The organism is Methylobacillus draconifructus (assembly GCF_045984355.1).
In the GTDB taxonomy this organism is placed as follows: Bacteria; Pseudomonadota; Gammaproteobacteria; order Burkholderiales; family Methylophilaceae; genus Methylobacillus; species Methylobacillus flagellatus_A.
Genome location: NZ_JBJQII010000001.1, coordinates 196,901 through 220,434, shown reverse-complemented (window position 1 = coordinate 220,434; position 23,534 = coordinate 196,901). Strand labels below are relative to the sequence as shown.

Genomic DNA, 23,534 nt, shown 5'->3' with positions numbered 1-23,534 from the left:
TGACCATGAATAACCCCAACAGGTATACCAAGGTGGCAATCACGCTACATTGGCTGATTGCGATCGCCATACTCTTCCTGTTTGCGCTTGGTTGGTATATGAACGAGCTTCCCCGCGGCGGAGACAAAATCACAAGCATTGATCTCTTCGACTTGGGAGCTTATACCTGGCAACTTGCCGAGGCGGCCACCCCCCGCACCTTTTATTTCAATTTGCACAAATCAATCGGTTTCACCGTGCTTCTGCTGGTCGGCCTCAGGCTGTATTGGCGGCTGATGCACCGGCCGCCAGCCTTGCCCGACTCGATGAAGCGTTGGGAGAAAGCAGTGGCCCACGGCACCCATCATCTGCTGTATCTCATGATGGTATTGATGCCCGCGAGCGGGCTGTTGACTACGCTATATAGCAAATACGGCCTGCATTGGTTTTCCGTCCCGGTATTGCCAGGCTTGGACAACGCCGGACTGCGGGATTTCTTTGTGGCGGCGCATGAGTTCTCTGCCGCAATACTGGTTACCTTGATCGGCCTGCATATTGCAGCCGCGCTCAAGCATCAATTTATCGACAAGGACAATATCCTGAAGCGGATGTCATTATTTAACTAAAGCTTATTGATCATCTTGTTGTTACATCCTGCGTAACAGCGTGCCGATATGAAAATACCCTCAGGACTATTATCCTGAGGGTGTTTTTTCATGGTGGCCAGAATGAACTGGACTACCTGTTTGCAGATACCGGCGTACTTACTTTATCCCGCCTACATACCGCTTGACCTTGAAGTGATGCTTAGGATGCGTCACATACACAAACTTCTTCCCGGCATTGCGGTTTGCACTCACTCCGCTCGTATCGATACGGTTCACATTAAAGTGATGCCTGAAGTGAGGACGATTGTTGCGGGACTGCACCACATCTTTATGTGTAATCACCGCTTCGGACTCTGCCACACGTGCATCGGTAGCCAGGCGGCTGGGATTAATCGTCGCCGCAGCCAACACCTGCTGATCGAACAGGGCCGCGTTATGCTCCTCTGCCTGGGCAAAAGAAGCCCAGGAAGCCGCAAGCGCCACACTCGCTATTACAACAGTCTTATTCATCATCGTCTCCAAATAGTGAATTAATATTTTGTCTTGCCATGGTGCCCATCCTACTAGACGAAGATCGCAAGAAAAACATATTATTCACTGATAAATACTTCGGATTTTTCGAAGGGTTTGGTTCGGGATCAAAGTGATTGCGCATGAAAAACAAAAGGGATGCTGCAGTCGCAGCATCTCTTTTATTTGAAGATGACGTCAGTAAAGCTTAGAAGATATAGGTCGCGTTAAGCCCTAACAACCAGTTGCGGCCTGCAGCAGGTTCGTAGAAACGACCATTGTTATCATTAACCCGAATGGAGCTGATATATTCTTTGTCGAAGATATTTTCTACTCGTAAATATTCACTGAAGCGCCAGTTCTCCAGTTTCTGTTGGAAGCCGGCACGAATATTAAAGATGGTGTAAGAGGTGGCAGACTCTGTATTCTGATCATCAGTGTAAACTTTGCTATTGTGTCGAGCTTCAAAAGCTGTATTGAATCCTGTAACTTGATGTTTCCATGCAATTTCCCCATAAATTTGACTGCGATAAGTTCCGGGAATGTAATTACCCGACGCTACAGTTCGAGGTGTTCCGTTAAAAACATAGGTATAGTCATCATCAAACTTTGCACGTAACAACGTGTAAGAACCGAACAGTGAAATATTATTGGCAAGCTTAGAGTCAATAGATAGCTCAATACCATTACGCTTGGTTTTGCTAGCGTTCATGTAGGTGACGTTATTGTTCAGGTTTTGCTGCACAACAATTTCATCATCAGTACGTACATTGAACAAAGTCAAATTGGCAACAGTATTACTGCCGATAAATGCCTTTGTGCCGACTTCGAAGTTGCGGCTTTCGCTAGGTTTTAAGCCTAAGTTAGGGCCAGTAACTGCAGGGGTAACGGTGGCATAAGCTGCTTCAGCAAAAGTGGGAGTTTCGAAGCCTTTGCCATAGTTAGTATAGATATTCCAAGTTGGAGAAACTTTCCAAACTGCACCAGCGACAGGTGTGGTTTTCTCATAGGTGACGCTACCGTCGTTGGTGCCACGATGATCATCGACTTCCAACTTGACCTTGGTTCGGCGGGCACCAAAATGCAGATCCAAACTATCTAAGACCGACCATTGTGCCTGGATATACTTATCGGAATTGGTGGCGATATTTTCTTCATCTCGATTCAATCGATTTGCATCGGTACGCTTTATGCCATTGTAAGTATTAATATCTAGACGATCATCACTCATCTTGCCATATGTCAGGCCTAGGCTTATTGTGTATGGACGGCTGAATAGTTCACCTTTGTTGTTCCAACGCAAGTCGGTTCCCCAGAATTCACGGTCAATAGAGCTGGCCCGCCCTTCCCATCTTCCACTTATTAATCCTCTAGTGGAAAGGTATTGTTCGTTTTTACGATTCCCTACATAAGAAATAAGATTGATAGAGTTATTTTCGTTAATTGTGTGTTCCAGATTGAAACCAACTTGGGTTTGGCTGCGAGACACGCGAGTATCTGCACCATATGCGGAGGCAATAGCTTGTTTGCGATCTGATCTAACATCAACACGACTTAATCCCAACGGATCATCTGCTTCCTGATCAAACCAATTAATCAGTGTGGTGAGCTTAGTCTCCTCATTCAAGTTGAAGCGGAATTTGGCGGTGCCTTGTTCTTTTTTGTTACGGCTATGGTCGCGGTAGCCGTCGGAGGAGTAATTGCTGTAGTTGATCAGATACTCCAAGCCGTCTGCAGTGCCTGCAGCACGTACATTTTCGCGGCGGGTATCGTAGCTGCCGAATAATACGCCAGCAGATAACTCATGGCCTGCCGGTGCATTTTCCGTTAGCAACTGCACAACGCCGCCGGAAGAGTTGCCATACAGTGCGGAGAACGGGCCGCGCATGACTTCAATGCCTTGCATGGCGCCAAGGTCAACGCTGCCCGGTTGACCGCTGCCATCGGGGTAGGTCAATGGAATGCCATCGACATATACGCGTACGCCACGTACGCCAAACGCAGAGCGGGCACCGAAACCACGGGTTGAAATTTGAGGGTCCTGAGACATCTGCGTACGGTTCTGCGCAGTGATGCCCGGAACGCGGATCAGGCTTTCGGACAAGGTCATTTGCGGCAGGCCGTCCTGGATGTTTTCCTTGCCGACCACGTCAATTGCCACTGGCAGGTCGAAGCTACGCTGTGCTGCGCGGGTGGCCGTCACGACAACCGGGGAGATGACTTGAAGGTCATCCTTGTTTTCTTCCGTGGTGTCTTCTGCCAGGGCGGTGCTACTGCAGCATACGCTTAGTACGGCGAGTGGAATGAGTTTGAGGTGAAACCTGGAATGATGCATGCTGACTCCCCGACGATGCTTTTAAACTGTTTTACGAGCAGGCGAGCATAGGCGAAAGCGATCGGTTTGACCATCAAGATAATCATGAATTTGCACCGGAACCTTGCCCGGCCAGGAAGTCCTGCAAAGCGCTTGCGGTGGGCAGGTGGGGCAGAAGGCCGCGTTGACGGACCGTCAGGCTGGCACTGGCGCAGCCATGTTGCAAGGCGGTGGTGATGATGTTGCCTTGAAGCAGGCTAGCAATAAAGGCGCTGGCAAACGCATCGCCTGCGCCGATAGTGTCGATGGCTTCAGCGCGAAATCCTGCTTGCTCGTATGTGCTGCCGTCTTCAAGGATGGCGACTGCTCCCTGGCAGCCTAAAGTGATGATGATCGACTTGCCAGGAAAGCGTTGGTTGAAGCGAATGGCATGCAGCCATGCGAGTGCGGCCGCACAGGAGTTGAAATTTCCTGGTGCGCCATTCAGCCATGCCTGCGCCTCGGTCTGGTTCATGATCAGTACGTCGGTAAGCGCGAGCAGTTCGGAGCTGATGGCATGGTAAGGGGATGGATTGAGCACTGTCATGCTGCCAACGCTATGTGCGATCTTGAAGGCTGCCAAGATGGCGTTATCAGGCAGTTCGAAGGGGGCGTAGATGAGGTCGGCCTGCTGGATGGACGCTGCTTGCTGTTGGACATGCGTTTCATCAAGGAGGGCATTGGCTCCGGGATGAACGATGATTTGATTCTGTCCTTGCGCATCGATCAATGCGACGCCGTGGCCATTGTACTTGGCCGTCACGGCGGAAGCGATATGGCGGAGTTGCCACTGCGACAATATATCTTGGCATTGCTGTTGTGATGATGGATGCGAACCGCAAGGCAGGATGCCGTCGACGGGTATTTGGAGTTTGCGCAGGCCGACCAGGACATTCAGGCCCTTGCCGCCGGTTTCGCAGTAAAAATCATCTGCCTGCCATGATTCGCCGGGCGCTGGAAAGCGGCGTACGAAATAGATATGCGCGATCATGAGGCTAGCAAGCACGTAAGCGTTGGAGGCTGTAGGTTTGAAGCTTGCCAGCATGGAGTTTTATCCTTTCATCTTGACCCGGTAGGCATAAGCGTCGCCGCGGAATGTGCCCTCCACATATTCCAACAGGATGCCGTCATGTGAATAGCTGCGGCGCTTGATCAGCAGGCAGGGCTGGGGGAAGCTGAAGCCGAAGGCCTGGTTTTCGATGTCGTTGGAAAGGACGGCTTCGACCGTCTGCTCGCACCAGTCCAGATGATGCTGACATTGCTGGTTGATCGCTTGGTAGATGGAGCCATGCAAGTCGGCAGAGGCGAGTTCCGGCAGGTGGTGCAGGTTATACCAGGCGATTTCGTGCGAGAGCGGCTTTTCGTCCCCGTAGCGGATACGCTCCAGTTTGAGGAGTGGGGTGTTGGAATTGAGGCCAAACATGGAAGCCATGCCACGGTCATTGATGATGGATTTATCCAGAATGCGGGTGGAAGGTGTCATGCCCAGTTCGCGCATTTCATCGGTGAAACCACGTAGCTTGAACATGTGGGTGTCGAGCCGTCCGGGGGTGAGCACGGTGGTGCCGCCCTTGCGGTTGCTGGTAATCAGCTTGCGGTTGCGCAATTCCATGTAGCTACGCTTGATGGTGATCTTGCTGACGCCGAGTGCTTCCGAGAATGCGGTTTCGGTAGGCAATTGTGTGCCCGGCTTGAGTTCCTGCTGCAATATCAGGGATTCAAGCTGCTGATAAAGCTGTGCGTAGAGCGGGTCGCTCGCGTTCTTATCCAATGTAATCAAGTTGGTGATGGAAGCTACGTTAGCTTTGGTGTTCTTCAATGGGGGCACGCATTTGTCCTACAAAACAATCAATGGCATATTAACTTCCACTTTGACGAAAACTCAACAGGAATATACAAACATAGTGCCATATATAAATATATCCATATTTATAAAATTATAATAACATTGGCCTTCCTTTAATCTTCACCCCCGGGAGGTTTGATATGGCAAAAATCACACTGGACTTTAACGAGCTGGGAAGCAGGTTGGGCGGATGGCGCTATAAAAGTCGCACTGCCGCTGAATACAAGGCTGCCGGTAGCAACTACCGTACCTATAAGCCAATGGTATCGACGCCGATAGGCGGGGGCCTGCAGTTATTCACTAAACTTGATCATATCCGCGGCGGGGCAAAAGATGACCATTGTCAGCTTGATATGCAATTTGATCACCAAGGTACGTTGGTAAATTGGCGTACCAGGATCCAGATCCAGGGCAACCCCCAGTTTGATACTGGCCTGGTGACCGAAGCCGCCAGCATATTCGGTCAAGAGTATGGCGCGATTGCTAATGTTGCCAGCAGAATCTTGAATAGTATTTCCAATTTCATCGGGCAATTAGGTGAACATGGTGGACGTGCCGCATTTCCATCGGTGATCCAGATGAATTTCAATCACATCATCGAAAGCGTCCGACGCGAGTTCGAAGTCGGCGGAGCGATCGGCGCAAAATATGCTGCATTGGGCGGGGCGGATGGTTTCCTCGGCAGGGCGCTGACTGACGAGCGCGGCACTCCGGACGGGATAGGGCGCTATAACCACTTTGAAGGCGGATCTATCTATTGGACCTCCAAGACTGGAGCATGGTCGGTACGGGGCGCGATCCGCAATCAGTGGGCCACCTTGGGGTGGGAGCGCGGTAAATTGGGGTACCCGATTTCTGATGAGGAGCCGCGCAAGGGAGGCGGCCGGCAGAGCAGGTTCCAGGGAGGCGTGATCAACTGGACGCAGGCAAAAGGTGCCTGGGTGCAATATAACCTGATCTTGCAGATGTCGGAAAAAGTGAAGCTGGAAAAAGGGACGAAAGTCGACTTGAGCAAATACCTTGAAAGGCTAAGCTAAGCTGCTATAGGCTCGCGCGCTATCCTTTCATGGGGTGGCGCGCTTACAAAATCCCTTCCATTACTTGAACTTGGACTTCTGCGCCGGCTGGCAGGTTGCCTACATGGTCATCCAGCACGATAAAGCAATTGGCTTCTGACATGGAGCGCAGGATGCCCGACCCCTGGTTGCCGGTAGGGCGCACTTGCCATACTCCTGCCGGATCGGCAAACAGGATGCCGCGCTGGAACTCTGTGCGGCCTGCCAGCTTGCGGATCGGCTCGGTGCAGGTGGCCTTCAGCAATGGCAGCGCTGGCACCGGGGTTTGTCCCATCAAGCATAGCAAGGCATCGCGCACGAACTGGTAAAAGGTGACCATGACCGAGACGGGGTTGCCCGGCAGCCCGAAATAGTGCGCCTCTCCTACTTTTCCGTAGGCTAACGGACGGCCGGGTTTCATGGCGATTTTCCAGAATACGACCTGCCCGAGTTTTTCCAACAGCTGTTTCATGAAGTCGGCCTCGCCAACGGAAACGCCTCCGCTGGTCAGGATGACATCCGCTTGAGCGGATGCTTGTACCAGCGTTTGTTCCAAGGCTTGCGGGTCGTCGGGGACGACTCCCATGTCGGTGACCTCCACACCAAGGCTTTCCAGCATGCTATGCAGGGTATAGCGATTACTGTCGTATATTTGCCCCTCGCCCAACGGCTTGCCAATGCTCACCAGTTCGTCTCCTGTCGAGAAGAAGGCGACTTTGAGCTTGCGGTAGACCAAGACTTCCCCAATGCCGAGAGATGCGATCAGGCCGATATCCGCAGGGCGCAGCCTGCGTCCTTTTTCCAGTACGGCATGGCCGGCCTTGAGATCTTCGCCGGCATAGCGTACGTTCGCCTGTGGGGCGGGCGGCTCGAGCATGGTCATGATCTCACCGGAAACCTGGGTGCGTTCCTGCATGATGACGGTGTCCGTACCTTCCGGGACGAGCGCCCCCGTCATGATGCGGATGCATTCGCCGGCCTTCACTGTTCCCGGAAATGGCTTGCCTGCATACGCGGTGCCGACGATCTTCAAGGAGGCGGTATTGAGGTCGCGGCTGTGAAGGGCGAACCCGTCCATGGCCGAGTTGTCGTGACCGGGAACATTTAGCGGCGAGACGATACTGGCGGCGAGTACGCGTCCGCGAGCGGCTTTCAACGGCAATGTTTCTGTTGCGCTGACCGGGTTGAGAAAATTGCGGATGAATTTCCGTGCCTGCTCGACCGGCATGGAGTTGGGGTCGTAATCATCCTGGCAGCTGATGAGCTGGTTCAATGAGGGCTGCATGCTCATGGTGTCAAATCCTTCATCCAGTGCGCGATGAAGTCGGCAATCGCTTCCGGGTTATTTAAATCCAATGTTGGCACTGCCGCTGCACTGAGCGGAGCGTCCGCCGCCACAGCGATGATGCTGTCGTCCCCTGGTGCCAGCAGCGGGTAGCCCAGGCTGGGGCGGTGGATCTCGATCTTGTCTATTTCTGCCTGTTTGAAGCCTTCGACCAGCACGAGGTCGATGACGCTGTCATCAAGCTGGGGAAGCAGCTCTGAGAGCTCTATAGTGGTGCTTTGCCGCTCGGGAATGCGCTGGCGTTCCGTCATCAACGCCCAGCGGATATCCGAGCCTACCAATGTCTGGACCGCGCCTGCTTCACGCAAGCGGTAGCTATCCTTGCCTGGCTTGTCGACATCGAATTTGTGGTGCGCATGCTTGACGACTGACAAGCGCAAGCCGCGCGCTGTCAGCACCGGAATTAGGCGGGTGAGCAATGTCGTTTTGCCCGACCCGCTGCCGTAGGCGCAAAAGCCCAATACTGGGCGGGTGAATGCGGCGGTGCTCACGCTGCCTGTTCCAGCCCGCGCAGCTCTTCAGGAGTATTGATGTTGGTGAAGGCGAGCGCCTGGTCCGTGAAAGAGACTTCGATACTGTCGAGCTCGGCGATCCAGTCTGCCATTTTGCGCTCGCCGCGTTCAAGAAACTGTCCCAAGCTGGGGAGCAGTGCGCGGCGGCACAGGCTGAAGACGGGGTGGGCTTGTTTGCCGGTTTTTGCAACGGCGATATCCGCATCACGTTCTATCAAGGCATTCATCAAGCGCTTTGCCAGGCTGGGCGGCAACAAGGGGGAATCGCACGGCACTGTGAGGATGTAAGGGTGTTGCGCGTGCTGCATGCCCGCATGCAAGCCGGCCAATGGGCCGGCAAAGCCGCTGATTTCATCCTCGATGACGCGGTAGCCCAATTGGTTGTAACGCTCGATCTCTCTATTGGCATTGACCAGTACTTCGTCCACTTGCGGGGCAAGACGCCGTAATACATGCGCGACCATGGGCTGGCCGTTGAATTCCACCAAGCCCTTGTCTGCGCCTCCCATGCGCTTGCCTTTGCCGCCTGCAAGTACGATACCTGTAATACTCATATGCTTTGGCCCGATATTGGAGTGCCGTGAAGCGATGCCAATAAATCCGGTTGATTTGAAATGTAAAATTTTACTTTATTTTCCGTCGCTGCTACAGCGGGACAATGCCGTAAGGGCGTCAGCATGGTCAACCGCCCGTCTGTGACATGAAGCGGATGACGGAGGGTGCCTGGCGACGCAGGTCAAAGTCATGTCCCTTTGGTTTGACCTGCATGGAGGCAAGAATGGCTTCTCTCAAAGGCTGGTCATCATCGGGATATTCACGCAGCAAGGGCATGAGGTCCACCTTGTTTTCCTGCCCCAGGCAGAGGTAAAGCTCGCCCTTGCAGGTAATGCGCACGCGATTGCATGCTTCGCAGAAATTATGGCTGTGCGGCGAGATGAAGCCGACGCGGGTGTTGGTATGGGCAACCCGCCAATACCGCGCTGGACCGCCTGTGGTTTCCGTACTGCTGACCAGCGGGAAGTGGGTCCGCAGCAGCTTGAGGGTGGCTTGATTGCTGATATAGGTGTCGCCACGGCTGTGGTCGACCTCGCCCAATGGCATTTCCTCGATGAAGGCGACATCCAGGCCTTGTTGGATTGCGAACTCCAACAGCGGGACGGCTTCCGTATCGTTGAAGCCGCGCATGAGGACGGTATTGAGCTTGATATTGGCGAAACCCGCATCCTTGGCTGCCTGGATGCCGCGCAGCACCTTGTTGAGATCCCCGACCCGCGTGATCTTGCGGAAGCGCTCGGGATCGAGGCTATCCATGCTGATGTTGATGCGGTCCAGCCCGGCTTTCTTCAGGTCGTGGGCGTAATGCTCCAGCTGCGAGCCGTTGGTGGTCATGGTCAGTTCGCGCAACCCGGGAAGGCGGCCGATTTCCTCGAAAAGGGAAAGCGCATTTTTACGCACCAGCGGTTCGCCGCCGGTAACGCGCACTTTGCTCACACCCAGGGAGACGAAGGTTTTGACCAGGCGAGCGCATTCCTCTAAGGTCAGTACCTCTTCACGTGGCAGGAAGTTCATGTCTTCGCCCATGCAATAGACGCAACGGAAGTCGCAGCGGTCTGTGATCGACAGGCGTATATAGTCCACATGACGGCCGAACTGGTCGATCAACTGGGGAGTGTGGGCGATGGCAGACATTGAGCAGCTATTCAGGCCTGGCATGGATGCGATAAGATGCGTGGATTGTAAGTCCTTCAGTCAATACAAACAATAATATTTGAAGACTGTGATATGACCCCGGTGAGAGGTGAAAATTCCATATGAGTGCAATCAGTATCAAGATTCGCCTGCCATATCAACACTTGGTCGCCATTGGGCCCGGCAAGGCCGATTTGCTGGAGGCGATAGACAAAAGCGGCTCGATATCAGCAGGCGCCCGGGCTATGGGGATGTCTTATAAACGCGCCTGGGATCTGGTCGATGCCATGAATAAAAGCTTTCGCGAGCCGCTGGTGGCAACGGCGACGGGCGGAAGCCATGGCGGTGGCGCGAAGGTGACGCCGTTCGGCCAGGATGTGCTGGCACGCTATCGCGCGATGGAAGCCAAGGCCAGCCACAGCATCGCCCAGGACGCACAGGCGCTGGCTTCCTTGTTGCTGCCGCGTTAAGGTTGCTTGGTACTTTCATCCTCTTCCACTGATACGCTGGCGTGACGCGTAAACAGCCGGAAGCTCTCGCGCCTGTCCAATGCGCGGTTGCCGGACCATGCCAATTGCCAGCCCTCGCCTGGCGTCAGGTTGGGGTGGCTGTCCTCCTGTACCAGATAAAGGTCACAGGCTGGATTGTGGCTTTGCGGCGCGCTCTGTGGCTGTATGGCCAGGCCGGTATAGTAGTCAAGCAGCGCAGTTTGCGCGGCTCCTATGCCGTAACTGTTGATGCAGGCGTATTGCGCGGGCATGGCTGCATTGAGTTCCTTGAAGACATTCTTATAGCTGCGCGCGTTGTCTATCCATGGCAGCCATAGCGTCATCAGGAGCCCCCATGCCATGGTCATGCCGACCGCCCAGTTGGTCAGTGCGCCGCGGTTCGAGCGTTTGCTGTTCGAAATCACGAATAACCAGATGACCGTAACAGTCAAGGCTGCAGCCAATGCCAGGATATTCAGGTGCGCTTCCTGGGTGGCGGCAAGAAATTGCATGCGTTCGGCGATCTTGGCCGGCTTGCCTGTCAACATGGCAAACCAGCCCAGCCAGACCAGCGAGCCTAGCAGGCCGAACAGCAGCAAGCCAAACCAGTCCAATGCGCCGGCCGCTCCGCGCTTCAATGTCTCGACACTGCCGCCAGCCAATGCAGCCAGCGGTAGCAACAGCGGCAGGATATGGATTTCGCGGCGTTCGAACCCGATGCCGATGATCAAGAAACTGGCTGCAAAAAACACCAGCAGCAACTGCATTTTGGGTTTAGTGAGCAGTACAGCCCGGTAACGCCACGCGCCCCATGCCGCAATTGGCAGTGCCGGCCAGGAATACCAGAGCAGGGTACGCAGGATATAAGGATAATTGACAGGGCTGGAACCGTTAATGCTGTTCTGCCACCAGATACTGAATTGAGCAGGCTCCGCATCGAATAGCAGCCATGGCCAGATGAAGAGCCATGGACTGGCCGCCAGCAGGCTTAATGCAGACACAATGGCAAAGCTCTTGCTGCGCCATTGGTTGAACAGGATGGGCAAGAGCAGCATGGTCGACAGGACAATGAGGGCGCTGGCCGGGCCCGTGGCAAGAAAACTGATTCCTATGCCTGATCCCAGTAACGCTGACGCCCTTAGCGGGCGGCGCTTGGCAAGCGCCAGGGCATACAGCGCCATGGACAATCCGGCCAGCGAGGCGACCTGCGGCATCAACAGGTGGGAGGATGCAATCAGGCCGATGGAGGCAATGAAGATGAAGGTGATCTGGCGACCGATACCGACGCCCCACAGCTCTCGTCCCAGCATGCCAATCATGAGCAAGGTGATGGTCATCCAGATGCTGTTGATCAACCTGGCGGCGTCATGCAAGGGCAGGATGGATGAAAGCAGTTTGCCGCTACCCGCAGCGCTCCAGTAATACAGCGGCGGATATTCTATGGTTTGCTGCCCTGCGGCAACCGGGGCGAGCAGCCCCTTGCCTTGCGTCATGTTTTTGACGATGCTGATGGCTTGCGCTTCGTCTGGCTTCCAGGGTTCATGTCCAACCAATCCCAGGAATATCCATGCAATGCAAAGCAAAATCAGCAGATGTGTCTTGGCACGCTCCCCCACATGCGCGCGAGGGGTTGCCAGGTGTGCTTGCCAATCATGCTCAAGCTCGAATGCCATGAATATCCTTTAGTCTTGTTCGGGAATACCTATACATTTTAATCGCCAGGCAATTGTATGGAAAACAAAAAAGGCAGCCCAGGCTGCCTTTTTGCCACAACATACAATCCCGTTGGATTACATGCCGTATTTCTGGCGGAACTTCTCAACACGGCCAGCAGTATCGAGAATCTTCTGCTTGCCAGTATAGAATGGGTGGGATTGGGAAGAAACTTCAATCTTGACCAGTGGATATTCCTTGCCGTCTGTCCACTTGATGGTTTCTTTCGCAGCGATAGTGGAGCGTGTCAAGAAGCTGAAATCAGCACCGATGTCCTGAAATACAACTTCGCGATATTCTGGGTGAATGCCAGGTTTCATAATGTTTTACCTCTATATTGCCGGTTTGTGCGGCGGGCCAGTGTAGGTTCCTGCCTAGCAGGAAAGTCGGCCATTATATTAAGCTTGTCAAGAAATTGCAAATTTCTCCAAGCCGTCTTTCCTTAGCTGCCGTTGGCGTTAGCCCCTGCGCATGGAGTCGAAGAAGTCGGCGTTGTTCTTGGTGGCCTTGAGTTTGTCCAGCAGGAATTCTATCGCTTCCAGGTCATCCATTGGATAGAGCAGTTTGCGCAATACCCATATCTTTTGCAGCACATCCTTCTCGATCAGCAGTTCTTCGCGGCGGGTGCCGGATTTGTTGACGTTGATGGCGGGGTAAATGCGTTTCTCTGCCATGCGGCGGTCGAGGTGAAGTTCGGAATTGCCGGTGCCCTTGAATTCTTCGTAGATCACATCGTCCATGCGGGAGCCGGTATCCACCAGGGCCGTGCCGATGATGGTCAGGGAGCCGCCTTCTTCAATGTTGCGTGCGGCGCCGAAGAAGCGTTTGGGGCGTTGCAATGCATTGGCGTCCACCCCCCCGGTCAGTACCTTGCCGGAAGCAGGGACTACCGTGTTGTAGGCGCGCGCCAGGCGGGTAATGGAGTCGAGCAGGATCACGACATCCTTCTTGTGCTCGACCAGGCGCTTGGCTTTTTCCAGCACCATTTCGGCGACCTGCACGTGGCGGGTCGCAGGTTCGTCGAAGGTGGAGGCAACGACCTCGCCCTTTACCGAGCGGGTCATTTCCGTGACTTCTTCCGGGCGTTCGTCGATCATGAGCACGATCAGGACGACGTCTGGATGGTTGGCGGTGATGGCGTGGGCAATATGCTGCATCATCACTGTCTTGCCTGATTTGGGCGGCGCCACGAGAAGCGCGCGCTGGCCCTTGCCTATCGGGGCGATCATGTCGATGACGCGCCCTGTGATGTTTTCTTCGCCACGGATGTCGCGTTCCAACACCAGCGGCTTGGTGGGGAACAAGGGCGTCAGGTTCTCGAACAGGATCTTGTGCTTGCTGTTCTCCGGCGCTTCGCCATTGACGCTGTCCACCTTGACCAGCGCAAAGTAGCGTTCACCATCTTTCGGGGTGCGAATCTCGCCCTGGATTGTATCGCCGGTATGCAGGTTGAAGCGGCGGATCTGCGAAGGGGAGACATAAATGTCGTCAGGCCCGGCAAGATAAGAGGTATCGGGCGAGCGCAGGAAACCGAAACCGTCTTGCAGGACTTCCAGGGTGCCATCGCCAAAGATGCTGTCGCCTTTCTTGGCCTTGTTCTTCAATATCGCAAAGATCAAGTCCTGTTTGCGCATGCGGCTTGCGCCTTCAATCTCGTTGGCGATCGCCATTTCGACTAGTTCGGTGACAGGGAGGTGCTTCAGGTCTGATAAATGCATATGGGAAGGCTCGTTGAAGATCGGATGTGCTGCAAAAACGGGGATTGTTTGAAGGATGACCGCCAGGTTCCTGTGGCGTATGACGCTCTTTAAGCGTGTTGTTTTAGACGGAACCTGGCGCCAGGGTAGCGCTATTAAATATTGCTGTCAATAAATGCCGTCAGTTGGGATTTGGAAAGGGCGCCTACTTTGGTCGCTTCCACATTGCCGTTCTTGAACAGCATGAGGGTCGGAATGCCGCGGATGCCGTACTTGGGTGGCGTATTCTGGTTTTCATCGATGTTGAGCTTGGCGATTTTCAGGCGGTCGGCGTACTCTTTGGAAATTTCGTCCAGAATCGGAGCGATCATTTTGCAGGGGCCACACCATTCCGCCCAGTAGTCTACCAGAACAGGAACCTGGGACTGCAAGACTTCCTGGTCGAAAGTATCGTCGCTGATATGGGTAATATGTTCGCTCATTTGAACCTCTAGTGATGGTTTGGTTATGCTGGGTGATGTGTCCGCACCAGCTTGATAGTGGCATAGCGTGCCAAGCAATTCCGCTATCCTAGCGAAAAAAATCCTGCAAGTGAAGTATTGAATGCAGGCATGGATATTGCTGCGCTGCATGGATTTTTGTTATCTGCGCTGTGAACCGCTTCAATGATATATGACAGGGCTTCATCAATGACCGAAAACACGACTGGGAAGTTCCAGTTCCTGGACGAGCCTGGAGAGCATGGCAAAGTGTTTGCCGCTTACGAGCATGTAAAGCTGTATAGCGCGTTCCAGCCGATTTATAGCTTGTCGCATTGCCGGGTTGTCGGCTACGAAGGATTGCTGCGCGCGATTGATGGGCGCCGGCAGGTGTCGCCCTACCAGATATTTTCGCTGGCCCGGGACGAGGCCAGCATCGTGCATTTGGACCGTTTGTCGCGCGCCCTGCATTTGCGCAATTTCTGCAGCATGGGACGTGAAAGCGTGGAGTGGCTGTTCCTGAACGTGGACCCGCGTGTGATCGTCCAGGGCAAGCAGTATGGCGCTTTTTTCAGGCAGTTGCTCGAGGAGAACGACATGCCGCCGGAACGGGTCGTCGTCGAGATCATGGAAGGTGCGATCGACGATGAGCTGCAACTGTCCGAATCCGTCGGCTTCTACAAGGATCTGGGCTGCCTGGTGGCAATCGACGATTTTGGCGCAGGGCAATCCAATTTCGAGCGAATATGGCGGCTATCCCCCGACATCGTCAAGCTTGACCGCTCCATGATCGTGCAGGCCATGCAAAAGCCGATGGCGCGGCGCTTGTTGCCGGGGATCGTGTCCTTGATCCACGAGGCAGGCAGCCTGGTGCTGATTGAGGGCGTAGAAACCCTGGAAGAGGCCATGGTGGCGATGGAAACCGATGTGGACCTTGTCCAAGGGCATTATTTCGGCATGCCGGCCCATACGCTCAATGAAGCGCATAGTGAAGACAAGATATTTTCATTGTTTGAACGTTACCAGGCTTCATCCGCCCTGGATTCTAGCCAGAAATGCCTGGCCTACTACCGCGGCGCCTTCATGCTGGCCGTGTCCCAGCTGCAGGCCGGGGTTGCCCCGGAGCAGGCTTTCCAAAAATTATTGCTGCTGAACGGGGCCGATCGCTGTTATATGCTGGACCAGCAAGGGGTGCAGCTTGGCGCCAGCTGCCTGGCGGATAGTGCAAAAATGGTCACGGATAGGCGCTACCGGCCTTTGGCCGACGGGAGCGGCGCCGTCTGGCTGCGCCGTCCTTATTTGCGCCGGGCATTGCAGAACCCCGGTTCGTTACAGATGACCCGGCCTTATCTCTCGATTGCGACGGGCAAGCTCTGCGTCACGCTGTCCATGGCGATGGCGTTGCATGGGCAGGTCAGCGTATTGTGCTTCGATTTCAACTGGGTGGACGAGGTATTCGGCGCAAAGTAGTGCGCCAGGCCTATTGTGGTGCACTGATCTGGTGCTTATAAAGTGCTAAACTGGAAGTGATCGAATTGATTGGTCCTTTCAATCAGCCGGGTGATCATGATGCGTTTGCTGCTGTCGTCCTCAAGCGTCAAGTCGATGATTTTCGCCGGGCTGTAGCTGCCCGGAGCGCCGATCAGGGAAGGCGATTGCTTGAGGGTGGGGATTTCGGGCAACAATAGCAGCGGCACGGCATGCTCATCGGCGGATTGCATACTGACGGGTTTCGCTTCTGGCGCCAGCAGCTGGATGCCAATGTCCAGGTGGCGATTTTCCGTATGGCTAGCCCAGCGCAGCACGCCGATCGCCCAATGGGTGGTATGGCTTATTCGGACGCCTACCAGGTCGCCGATGTGCAGATGGGCTTCTGTCGCCGGCAGTTTGCGCAGGGCCATGCCGCCAGCACTGATATTGAGCGCTTGCCAGCGCGAATTGCGCGGCAGTTTTCCGAGCGCATTGTCCGCCTCGGTCAATATCTTGCCGTACAGCGTGGTGTGCAATGCTGGCAAGCCTATGATCAGTTCGATGCCGTCATTCTTCGGTGTGCGGTTGTAAATGCGCTTCGGGGAAGCGCCCCAGTGACGGAGCAGATAGGTCAGCAGGTCCTGATAGCGGGGCTGGTTCGCATTTTCCGGCAGGCCGGCTTCCGGCGGAAAAGAGCCCTGCTGGCACTGCTTGATATGCTGGTGGACCTGGCGTGCCAGATCCATGGTAAGCAGAAAGAAGTCGTGCTCTTCGTCTACTTTCCGTAAGCGCTTGCCCAGTGGCACGGGCGGCTTGTCACGGTTGCCCGAGATCAGGAAAATGGCTGCCGGGTTTTCCATCGGCTCAGGGCGCTGCAATTGGGCAAGGCCGGCGAAGCGCGTGATGTAATCGGAAGTGAGCTTGATGTCTTTCTGCGAAAGGTGTTGCGGATCGGCCAGGCTGATCAGTAGCGCCTGTTTGTAGACATGGCTGATGGGCAGCGCTTGGTTGCGTACCAAGTCGTCGATTGCCGTTGCTTCCAGCCCGCGCTTCACGCTCAGGGCGTAAAGCTGGTGCAGCTCGCTCCAGAGCGAAGGAGGCTGCGCCCGGTAGGTTTCATAATAAATCTCGATCTGCATGCGCAAGGCATCTAGCGTGCGATGCAGGCACAGGTTCAGGAGCTTTGCGCCGCCAATCTTGAATAGCCTGGCTTCAAGGTCCAGCAGGGCGAGTTTGTAGCCATAGGCCAATTCGGTCCACAGGGTGTTGGCCAACGTGGCATATTGCTTGTCCTGCTCGGGCAGGGGAAGCGGGGCATTGCAGTAATGGGCCGCGAGTGATTCTGTGACTGAAGCAATGGCAGGCCGGTAGGTTTCCAGCGCCTTGACCCGGGTGTCCGGCGCGACTTTCTGCCGGTTGAGGATTTCCAGCTCTTCCTGCAGCGCCTGGGATGTCTCTAGGATGTTAGTGACGGGGAGTGCGTTCAGAAACTTGGTGATTTTTGCCGGTTTGGTTTCTGCAACAATCAGTGGATGCTCCACCAATGCCGGCACGTTCAAATTCAACAGCATTCCCTGACTCCCCCTTTAAAGTGAGGATGGTAAATAGTCTTGGCTGTTTTGTCACTGCCTGGATAAAGCCCGAAGGAGCTTTAGCAATGGTGCGGTACTGATGAGCCGGTTAGATTGCGGAGGCTTGGGAGGCGTCGATACTGTTGCCTTCGGCATCCAGTATGTTGAGCTGGTTTTCGTCAGCAAAATACATGAGCTGATTGAAGCCTTCCGGATTGGTGTCTCTGAGTTTCAGGTCCACCGCCAGGCAGCGTACTCCTTCTATGACGCGCGGCTTGAGGTAGGGCGAGTAACGGAGCTTGCGGTCAGCGCCAAAGCTGGCGTAGGTACTGCACATCCTGTCCACCCAGTCGCTGGGGCGGAACGGCTTGCCTGCGCGGGTCAGACCCTGAATGATGATTTCCTTGATGCCTGATTTTTCTGTCGTGCTCATGCCTTAACCATTAACCCAATCTGAGAGTACATTCTAGCACCCAATCAGCCGATGCAGCGCGATTGGGTGCACGCTTGCACGCTGTTAATCAATGTACTCGAATACCTTGACTACCTTGCCCACGCCGCTGGTGCTGCGGGCGATGTCGACGGCGTCCTCAGCCTCCTGCCTGGTCACGAGGCCGAGCAGGAACACGGTGGTGGCTTCCGTCACTACCTTGACATAGTTTGCGGGGAAGCGGTTTTCCTTCACCAGGCGCGCCTTTACCTTGGAGGTGATGTAGGTGTCGTTGTTGCGTTCGCTAAAAGTGCTCTTGGTGTCGATCACGATTTCATTGGTGACATTGCGGACGTTGTCCACATTGCGTACCGCTTTCTCGGCTGCTTCCTTGCTGGCGGCATCGACCGCTTCGCCGGTGAGCAGCACGTTGCGGTTGTAGCTGGTGACATTGATGTGGTTCTTTTCGCCGAGCTCCTGCTTGATGGCATTGGAGGCTTTGAGCTCAATGTTCTGGTCTTCAATGTAAATGCCCGAGGTCCTGCGGTCAGCCGCCATGGCGCCGCCGGCGGCGGCTCCGCCGATGACGGCAGGTACGCAGGCTGCGAGCTGGGTGGAGAGTGCCACGGCCAGAATCAATGGAGCCAGAGGGGAAAGGGTACGTGCGCGCATAATTAATTCACTCCTAACAAAAGACAATCAATTGCATCGCAGATGCAATGCAGGCTCAACATATAAACTTCCTGGATTCTGGCGGGGTGCTCGTGCGGCACCCCGATATGGATATCTTCTTCGGTCAGAAGTTCCACAAGCTCGCCGCCATCCCCGCCGCTGAAGGCGATCACGTGCATGCCTGCATCCTTGGCTGCGGAGATCGCACGCAGGATATTCTTGGAATTGCCGCTGGTGCTGAGCGCCAGCAGCACGTCGCCCTGGTGGCCGAGGGCCGTGATCTGGCGCGAGAACACCTGCTCAAAGTGATTGTCGTTGGCAATCGATGTGAGGGTCGCAATATCAGCAGGCAGGGCGACGGCAGCCAGCCCCGGGCGTTCCTGGTCGTAGCGGTTCAGCATGCGCGACGCGAAATATTGTGCGTTGGATGCCGAGCCGCCATTGCCGCAAGTCAGGATCTTTTTCTCATTGAGCAGGGCCTGCACGATGAGGTCGGCAGAGTCGGCGATCGGTGCGGCCAATAGTTCCGCAAGTTCCAGCTTGAGGCGTCCGCTCTCTTCAAAATGTGCAGCGATGCGGTGGTGCAGGTCAGTCATGTCGTAATGTCAGTATTGTTTGAAGGGCGTCAGGCGCCAAACGCATCCTGAATCCATTCAATTTTGTTCGTATCCAGTTTGTTCAACAGGACGGCATCGAAGCGGCAAGGGGCGCTGCCATGTTGTTGCAGGAAGTATTCGGCCGTGCGGATGAGCTTTTGCTGCTTGGCAGCATTGATGCTGGCTGCTGCGCCGCCAAATGCGGAATGGCTGCGCATGCGGACTTCAATGAATACAACGGTGTCGCCTTGTTTCATCACCAGGTCTATTTCGCCAAAACGGCAGCGATAGTTGCGGCTGACCAGCACCAACCCCTGTGTTGCCAGGTAGCGCTCAGCAATTGCCTCTGCATCATCCCCGAGCTGTTTCAAGGCGTGGTTTCCGGCACGACACCTTGTGCGCTGAAACGTCCGCTGGCAAGCTCGCGGCTGATATTGCCCTCGGAGGAAATGCTGATTTTTCCGGTCAGGCCCTGCAGGGTGTGCGCTTGTTGCGGATGTTTGCTCACATGGTCGAGGATGCGGTAGGCGTCCACCCCCAAGGCGAACCAGCGTTGCATTTCGCCGGGCGGCAAGTCGGAAGCGGCAGGCCGCAGGTTTGCAAATGCAGCGGATTCGGGCTTGAGCAGCCAGGGCATATCGACGAAACGCACAGCATTGAGTGGCTCGTTTTCCGGATCCTGCGGAATGCCTGCATAGATATGCGAGGTCGCGAATGTTGGGGTCGCGGTGTCGAGGTAAGGACGGATGACTCTCGCCTCTTCATAATTCGCCGCCAGGAAAATCAGGTCGGATGGGTTGGATGTGATTTTGGCCTGCAGTTCAGTCAGGTTGCTGTCCTCGGCAAACGTCAGTTGTTGAGTGATGCGGCCGCCCGCGTCGTTCCAGGCATTGCCGAACGCTTGCGCCATGCGTTCAGCCAGGTGGTTGCTGCCGGCTGCTATAGTTGCGGTTTGCATGCCCAGGCGTTGCGCCAGCCTGACAAGCTGGGCAATCTCCACTTCAAGGGATAGGCCGAAGATATATAGGTTGGGCGTCTTGCCTGGAGTGGAGTCGGGCTGGTTGAGCGCCAGGGTCGGGATGCCGAGGTCCTGCTGGCCCAGGCGCGTGACTTCATCGCGCGTCAATGGCCCTAACGCCACCTGCACGCCTTCATCGACTGCGCGCTGGTATGTTGCGGCAATATTGGCGGGATTGCCGTCGGTGGCGTACAGCGTGAGTTCGCGTTGGTCTTGCGCCTGGGCTTGGGCGGCGGCAAACCCCTGCTCTATTGCATCTGCCGCGGGATAATAGGCTTCTACCGCAAACGGCAGGATAACCCCTATTTTGCCGCCAGGAGCGACAGGTGCAACAGCTTCGCTAGGGACCGGAGCCTCGGGGCGCTGGGAGAGTAACGTCTGGCTGAACCCTTTGCTTGCAGGGTGGCCTGGATAGAAGTCAGGCCAGTTCTTCAACGCATTGTCATCTTGTTCCTGGGCTGCCAGCGCCAGGTCGATCCAGCCCTGGATGTCCGTGTCCGGGCTTTCGCCGCGTATATTGACCAGGTCTTCGCGGCTCAGCTTGCCCAGGCTGCTCCAGATTTTCTTGTGGTTCTCGGCACGGCTTTGCTCATCATCAAGGAAGCCTTCCGCTGCAACGCGTTGTTCCAACGCTCGCAAGGGGTCGGGCTCTTGCTCATAGGCGAGCGCGAGGCTTGCGTGTAAACTTGCGGCTGCCTCGTTGTTGAGGGAAGTATTGGCCTTCAAAGGCAACAGCAGGCGGAAAACGGAGTCAAAATCCTGTTGTGCGGCGGCAATGTTGCCAGCCAGGAGCTTGGCATAGACCGATTGGCTGGGAATCCGGTTGAGTGCCAGGGTGGCGCAGTCGATATCCTGGGCCTGCAGGCAGGTGATGCCTTCATGAAAACGTGTTTCCGGCGGTACGGCATTCGGGCTGGCTGCTGCTGCCATTGCCTGGGCCGGCAGCAATATCCATGTGAAATACAGAAGGGCGAGCAGTCGTTGAATCATAGTGGGACATTATATGTGGTAGCCACGCCAATTGGAAACCTGCAAGACATCAGCTTGCGGGCGTTGGAAGTGCTCAAGGCGGTTGATGTCGTGGCGGCAGAAGATACCCGGCACACTTCCGGCCTGCTGTCGCATTTCGCCATCCAGAAAAAGTTGCTGGCCGTGCATGAGCACAATGAGCGCAAGGCGGGCGAGCAGTTGATCCAGCGTTTGCAGGCTGGCGAATCTGTCGCTCTGGTAAGCGATGCGGGCACGCCCGGCATCAGCGACCCAGGCGCTGTGGCGATTGCGATGGCGCATGAGGCCGGAATCAAGGTGGTACCGATACCGGGTGCATCTGCAGTGGTGGCTGCGCTTTCCGCGGCGGGGATCGCGACGCCCGGGTTCCAGTTTCATGGGTTCCTCCCGGCCAGCGGCAGCCAACGCCGTTCGGCCCTGCAGTCACTTGCGGAGGTGACGGTGACCCTGGCGTTTTACGAGGCTCCGCACCGGGTGCTCGATAGTGTCGCAGACATGGCTGGCGTGCTCGGTCCGGAACGTACGCTCACGATTGCGCGCGAGCTGACCAAGACCTTTGAAACCATACACCGTTTGCCATTGGCGGAAGCCCGGGCTTGGTTGGAGGAGGATGCCAACCGCCAGCGCGGCGAATTCGTGCTATTGGTGGAGCCTGCACCGGCGAAGGAGGTTGCTCCCGTCGATGCCGAGGCGCAACGCGTATTGACGTTGCTGCTGGATGAACTGCCCCTGAAGCAGGCGGTCAAGCTGGCGACCGAGATTACCGGAGCCAAGAAGAATGCGCTGTATGAGCTGGCGCTCAGTCTCAAGCAATCCTGAACCATATTGTTAGATATTAAATATAGAGAGTTTCATGACGACTACCATCACCATCACACGCCCTGATGATTGGCACCTGCATTTGCGCGATGGCGCGGCCTTGTCTGCGGTGTTGCCGGATGCCGCAAGGCGCTTCGGGCGGGCGATTGTCATGCCCAACCTGCGTCCGCCGGTGACGACTACGGCATTGGCGCGCGCTTATCGTGAACGTATCGTACGGGCATTGCCTGCCGGTTCAAGTTTTGAGCCGTTGATGACTTTGTACCTGACGGATAACACCAGTGCCGATGAAATTGTCCTGGCCAAGGACAGCGGCATCGTGCATGGCGTGAAGCTTTACCCTGCCGGAGCTACCACCAATTCCGACTCAGGGGTGACCAACCTCGGGCATTGCGTCAAGGCGCTGGAGGCCATGGAGAAGCACGGGGTTCCCTTGCTGGTGCATGCCGAAGTGACCGATGCCAATGTGGATGTGTTCGACCGCGAGCGGGTGTTCATCGAGCGCAATATGATTCCGTTGCTGGAGCGTTTCCAGGGATTGCGGGTGGTATTTGAGCACATTACGACCAGGGATGCGGCCGAGTTCGTCGCCGGGGCGTCGGAGAACGTCGCTGCCACCATCACGGCGCACCACCTGCTCATGAACCGCAATGCCATGTTCAACGGAGGCATTCGTCCGCATCATTATTGCCTGCCGGTACTCAAGCGCGAGGAGCATCGCCTGGCCTTGGTCGCGGCGGCGACTTCCGGCGATCCCAAATTCTTCCTGGGCACCGATAGCGCGCCGCATCCGAAATCCGCAAAAGAGGCGGCTTGTGGCTGCGCCGGCATGTATACCGCGCATGCCGGGATCGAGCTTTATGCCGAAGTGTTTGATGAGGCTGGCGCGTTGGACGGGCTGGAAGCATTTGCAAGCTTCCATGGGCCTGATTTTTACCGCTTGCCGCGCAATGCGGACAAGATCACCCTGGAAAAGAACGCATGGGAAGTTCCAGCAAGCCTGCCGTTTGCTGACGAAGAGCTGGTACCCTTGCGGGCAAGCAGCACAATTGCCTGGCGCCTGAAATAGCTATCTGCTTCGGCGCGGTGTTGCCTTGGTCTTATGGCGCATCAGGCTGGAAGGTGCGTGTGGTACACTAGCGCCGAAGCTGGCCAGGCAGCCGCCGCTCGCGCAAGCGAGGGGAGGAAAGTCCGGGCTCCATAGAGCAGGATGACGGCTAACGGCCGTACGCCGTGAGGCGAGGAATAGGGCCACAGAGACGAGTAAGCCGCAAGGTGGACGTGAAACGCGGTAACCTCCATCCGGAGCAAGACCAAATAGGGTAGCAATGGCGTGGCTCGCGCTGCTACCGGGTAGGTTGCTTGAGCCTAGCGGCAACGCTAGGCCTAGATGAATGGCTGCCACCCGCACTGCGGGGACAGAACCCGGCTTACCGGCCAGCTTCAATCTTGTTCCAAGATAGTCGAATATAGATTCTTTCCCTGCCAATACTTCCCCATACCAAGATTCAGCCACCTCGCAACTGTTTCTCATAAAGCACTTTCACTAAATTGCCTATCTCCTTATTTTTTAAGGATAAAAATTTTCTCATAAAAATCATCTAAGTCATTGTCCCGTAAAGGAAAAATCCTAAAAAAGCCCTTGCATTGCCATTTTTTTTTATCTATAGTGGGTG

At 55.4% G+C, this 23,534-nt stretch carries 24 protein-coding genes and 1 other RNA gene; 7 read left to right on the top strand and 18 right to left on the bottom strand.

From position 1 onward, the window contains the following. The first annotated feature begins 5 nt into the window (after window positions 1-5). Window positions 6-605 (top strand): cytochrome b, encoded by a 600-nt coding sequence (locus tag ACJSDX_RS01070; protein WP_407993114.1) that lies wholly within the window; start codon window positions 6-8, stop codon window positions 603-605. Between the two features lie 138 nt (window positions 606-743). On the opposite strand, the gene ACJSDX_RS01065 is transcribed toward ACJSDX_RS01070, so the two are convergent. From ACJSDX_RS01065 to ACJSDX_RS01050, 4 genes are all read right to left on the bottom strand, one after another. After that, a complete protein-coding gene (locus ACJSDX_RS01065) occupies window positions 744-1,100 on the bottom strand; it encodes a hypothetical protein (RefSeq protein ID WP_407993113.1) in 357 nt (118 codons plus the stop codon). Window positions 1,101-1,305: 205 nt separating this feature from the next. Beyond that, window positions 1,306-3,432, bottom strand: a complete 2,127-nt coding sequence (locus ACJSDX_RS01060; RefSeq protein ID WP_407993112.1) for a TonB-dependent receptor family protein — start codon at window positions 3,430-3,432, stop codon at window positions 1,306-1,308. Between the two features lie 82 nt (window positions 3,433-3,514). Beyond that, entirely contained in the window at window positions 3,515-4,495 is a 981-nt protein-coding gene (locus ACJSDX_RS01055; RefSeq protein WP_407993111.1) for a PfkB family carbohydrate kinase, read from the bottom strand. Between the two features lie 6 nt (window positions 4,496-4,501). Beyond that, complete coding sequence (locus tag ACJSDX_RS01050; RefSeq protein WP_407993110.1) at window positions 4,502-5,269, bottom strand: GntR family transcriptional regulator; 768 nt, start codon at window positions 5,267-5,269, stop codon at window positions 4,502-4,504. Between the two features lie 167 nt (window positions 5,270-5,436). On the opposite strand from ACJSDX_RS01050, the gene ACJSDX_RS01045 reads away from it, so the two are divergent. Beyond that, window positions 5,437-6,333, top strand: a complete 897-nt coding sequence (locus tag ACJSDX_RS01045) for an LGFP repeat-containing protein (protein WP_407993109.1) — start codon at window positions 5,437-5,439, stop codon at window positions 6,331-6,333. A 43-nt stretch (window positions 6,334-6,376) separates the two neighbouring features. On the opposite strand, the gene moeA is transcribed toward ACJSDX_RS01045, so the two are convergent. From moeA to moaA, 4 genes are all read right to left on the bottom strand, one after another. Continuing rightward, window positions 6,377-7,642, bottom strand: a complete 1,266-nt coding sequence (gene moeA, locus ACJSDX_RS01040; RefSeq protein ID WP_407993108.1) for a molybdopterin molybdotransferase MoeA — start codon at window positions 7,640-7,642, stop codon at window positions 6,377-6,379. Beyond that, the gene (mobB, locus tag ACJSDX_RS01035) at window positions 7,639-8,187 is read right to left on the bottom strand and encodes a molybdopterin-guanine dinucleotide biosynthesis protein B (RefSeq protein ID WP_407993107.1); all 549 of its coding nucleotides are present in this window, start codon (window positions 8,185-8,187) and stop codon (window positions 7,639-7,641) included. The genes moeA and mobB overlap by 4 nt, the downstream gene beginning before the upstream one ends. Then, window positions 8,184-8,762 carry a molybdenum cofactor guanylyltransferase MobA gene (gene mobA / locus ACJSDX_RS01030; RefSeq protein ID WP_407993106.1) on the bottom strand — a complete coding sequence of 193 codons (579 nt, stop codon included), beginning with the start codon at window positions 8,760-8,762 and terminating at the stop codon, window positions 8,184-8,186. The genes mobB and mobA overlap by 4 nt, the downstream gene beginning before the upstream one ends. Window positions 8,763-8,889: 127 nt before the next feature. Continuing rightward, the gene (moaA, locus tag ACJSDX_RS01025) at window positions 8,890-9,897 is read right to left on the bottom strand and encodes a GTP 3',8-cyclase MoaA (protein WP_407993105.1); all 1,008 of its coding nucleotides are present in this window, start codon (window positions 9,895-9,897) and stop codon (window positions 8,890-8,892) included. 122 nt (window positions 9,898-10,019) lie between these two features. On the opposite strand from moaA, the gene ACJSDX_RS01020 reads away from it, so the two are divergent. Beyond that, window positions 10,020-10,367 carry a winged helix-turn-helix domain-containing protein gene (locus ACJSDX_RS01020; protein ID WP_309566209.1) on the top strand — a complete coding sequence of 116 codons (348 nt, stop codon included), beginning with the start codon at window positions 10,020-10,022 and terminating at the stop codon, window positions 10,365-10,367. Here the strand turns inward: ACJSDX_RS01020 and ACJSDX_RS01015 are convergent. The 4 genes from ACJSDX_RS01015 to trxA all read right to left on the bottom strand — a co-directional run bounded on the left by ACJSDX_RS01015 (window position 10,364) and on the right by trxA (window position 14,277). Continuing rightward, window positions 10,364-12,058, bottom strand: coding sequence for an ArnT family glycosyltransferase (locus ACJSDX_RS01015; protein WP_407993104.1), 1,695 nt, complete (start codon window positions 12,056-12,058; stop codon window positions 10,364-10,366). The two genes, ACJSDX_RS01020 and ACJSDX_RS01015, sit on opposite strands and share 4 nt — an antisense overlap. A 117-nt stretch (window positions 12,059-12,175) precedes the next feature. Further along, entirely contained in the window at window positions 12,176-12,418 is a 243-nt protein-coding gene (locus ACJSDX_RS01010) for a type B 50S ribosomal protein L31 (protein WP_011480512.1), read from the bottom strand. A gap of 138 nt (window positions 12,419-12,556) precedes the next feature. Next, window positions 12,557-13,816 carry a transcription termination factor Rho gene (gene rho, locus ACJSDX_RS01005; protein ID WP_230348981.1) on the bottom strand — a complete coding sequence of 420 codons (1,260 nt, stop codon included), beginning with the start codon at window positions 13,814-13,816 and terminating at the stop codon, window positions 12,557-12,559. A 134-nt stretch (window positions 13,817-13,950) separates the two neighbouring features. Beyond that, entirely contained in the window at window positions 13,951-14,277 is a 327-nt protein-coding gene (gene trxA, locus ACJSDX_RS01000; protein ID WP_226757751.1) for a thioredoxin TrxA, read from the bottom strand. Between the two features lie 207 nt (window positions 14,278-14,484). On the opposite strand from trxA, the gene ACJSDX_RS00995 reads away from it, so the two are divergent. After that, on the top strand, window positions 14,485-15,744 hold the full coding sequence (locus tag ACJSDX_RS00995) for a sensor domain-containing phosphodiesterase (RefSeq protein ID WP_407993103.1): 1,260 nt from the start codon (window positions 14,485-14,487) through the stop codon (window positions 15,742-15,744). Window positions 15,745-15,779: 35 nt separating this feature from the next. Here ACJSDX_RS00995 and ACJSDX_RS00990 read toward each other — a convergent pair whose 3' ends face one another. The 6 genes from ACJSDX_RS00990 to ACJSDX_RS00965 all read right to left on the bottom strand — a co-directional run bounded on the left by ACJSDX_RS00990 (window position 15,780) and on the right by ACJSDX_RS00965 (window position 21,021). Beyond that, a complete protein-coding gene (locus ACJSDX_RS00990; RefSeq protein ID WP_407993102.1) occupies window positions 15,780-17,315 on the bottom strand; it encodes a cyclic-di-GMP receptor FimW-related protein in 1,536 nt (511 codons plus the stop codon). A 109-nt stretch (window positions 17,316-17,424) separates the two neighbouring features. Then, entirely contained in the window at window positions 17,425-17,748 is a 324-nt protein-coding gene (locus tag ACJSDX_RS00985; protein WP_407993101.1) for a DUF3579 domain-containing protein, read from the bottom strand. Window positions 17,749-17,832: 84 nt separating this feature from the next. Beyond that, entirely contained in the window at window positions 17,833-18,417 is a 585-nt protein-coding gene (locus tag ACJSDX_RS00980) for a BON domain-containing protein (RefSeq protein WP_309566214.1), read from the bottom strand. A 2-nt stretch (window positions 18,418-18,419) separates the two neighbouring features. After that, window positions 18,420-19,013 carry an SIS domain-containing protein gene (locus ACJSDX_RS00975; RefSeq protein ID WP_407993100.1) on the bottom strand — a complete coding sequence of 198 codons (594 nt, stop codon included), beginning with the start codon at window positions 19,011-19,013 and terminating at the stop codon, window positions 18,420-18,422. A 29-nt stretch (window positions 19,014-19,042) separates the two neighbouring features. After that, the gene (locus tag ACJSDX_RS00970; protein ID WP_407993099.1) at window positions 19,043-19,384 is read right to left on the bottom strand and encodes a YraN family protein; all 342 of its coding nucleotides are present in this window, start codon (window positions 19,382-19,384) and stop codon (window positions 19,043-19,045) included. Then, window positions 19,381-21,021: a penicillin-binding protein activator gene (locus ACJSDX_RS00965; protein WP_407993098.1), complete on the bottom strand. Its 1,641-nt coding sequence runs from the start codon at window positions 21,019-21,021 to the stop codon at window positions 19,381-19,383. The genes ACJSDX_RS00970 and ACJSDX_RS00965 overlap by 4 nt, the downstream gene beginning before the upstream one ends. Between ACJSDX_RS00965 and rsmI the strand changes: the two genes are divergently transcribed. The 3 genes from rsmI to rnpB all read left to right on the top strand — a co-directional run bounded on the left by rsmI (window position 21,013) and on the right by rnpB (window position 23,307). Next, a complete protein-coding gene (gene rsmI / locus ACJSDX_RS00960; RefSeq protein ID WP_407993097.1) occupies window positions 21,013-21,858 on the top strand; it encodes a 16S rRNA (cytidine(1402)-2'-O)-methyltransferase in 846 nt (281 codons plus the stop codon). The two genes, ACJSDX_RS00965 and rsmI, sit on opposite strands and share 9 nt — an antisense overlap. A gap of 34 nt (window positions 21,859-21,892) precedes the next feature. Next, complete coding sequence (gene pyrC, locus ACJSDX_RS00955; protein WP_309566219.1) at window positions 21,893-22,927, top strand: dihydroorotase; 1,035 nt, start codon at window positions 21,893-21,895, stop codon at window positions 22,925-22,927. 75 nt (window positions 22,928-23,002) lie between these two features. Further along, window positions 23,003-23,307, top strand: an RNA gene (gene rnpB, locus ACJSDX_RS00950) — RNase P RNA component class A. The last annotated feature ends 227 nt before the right edge of the window (window positions 23,308-23,534 follow it).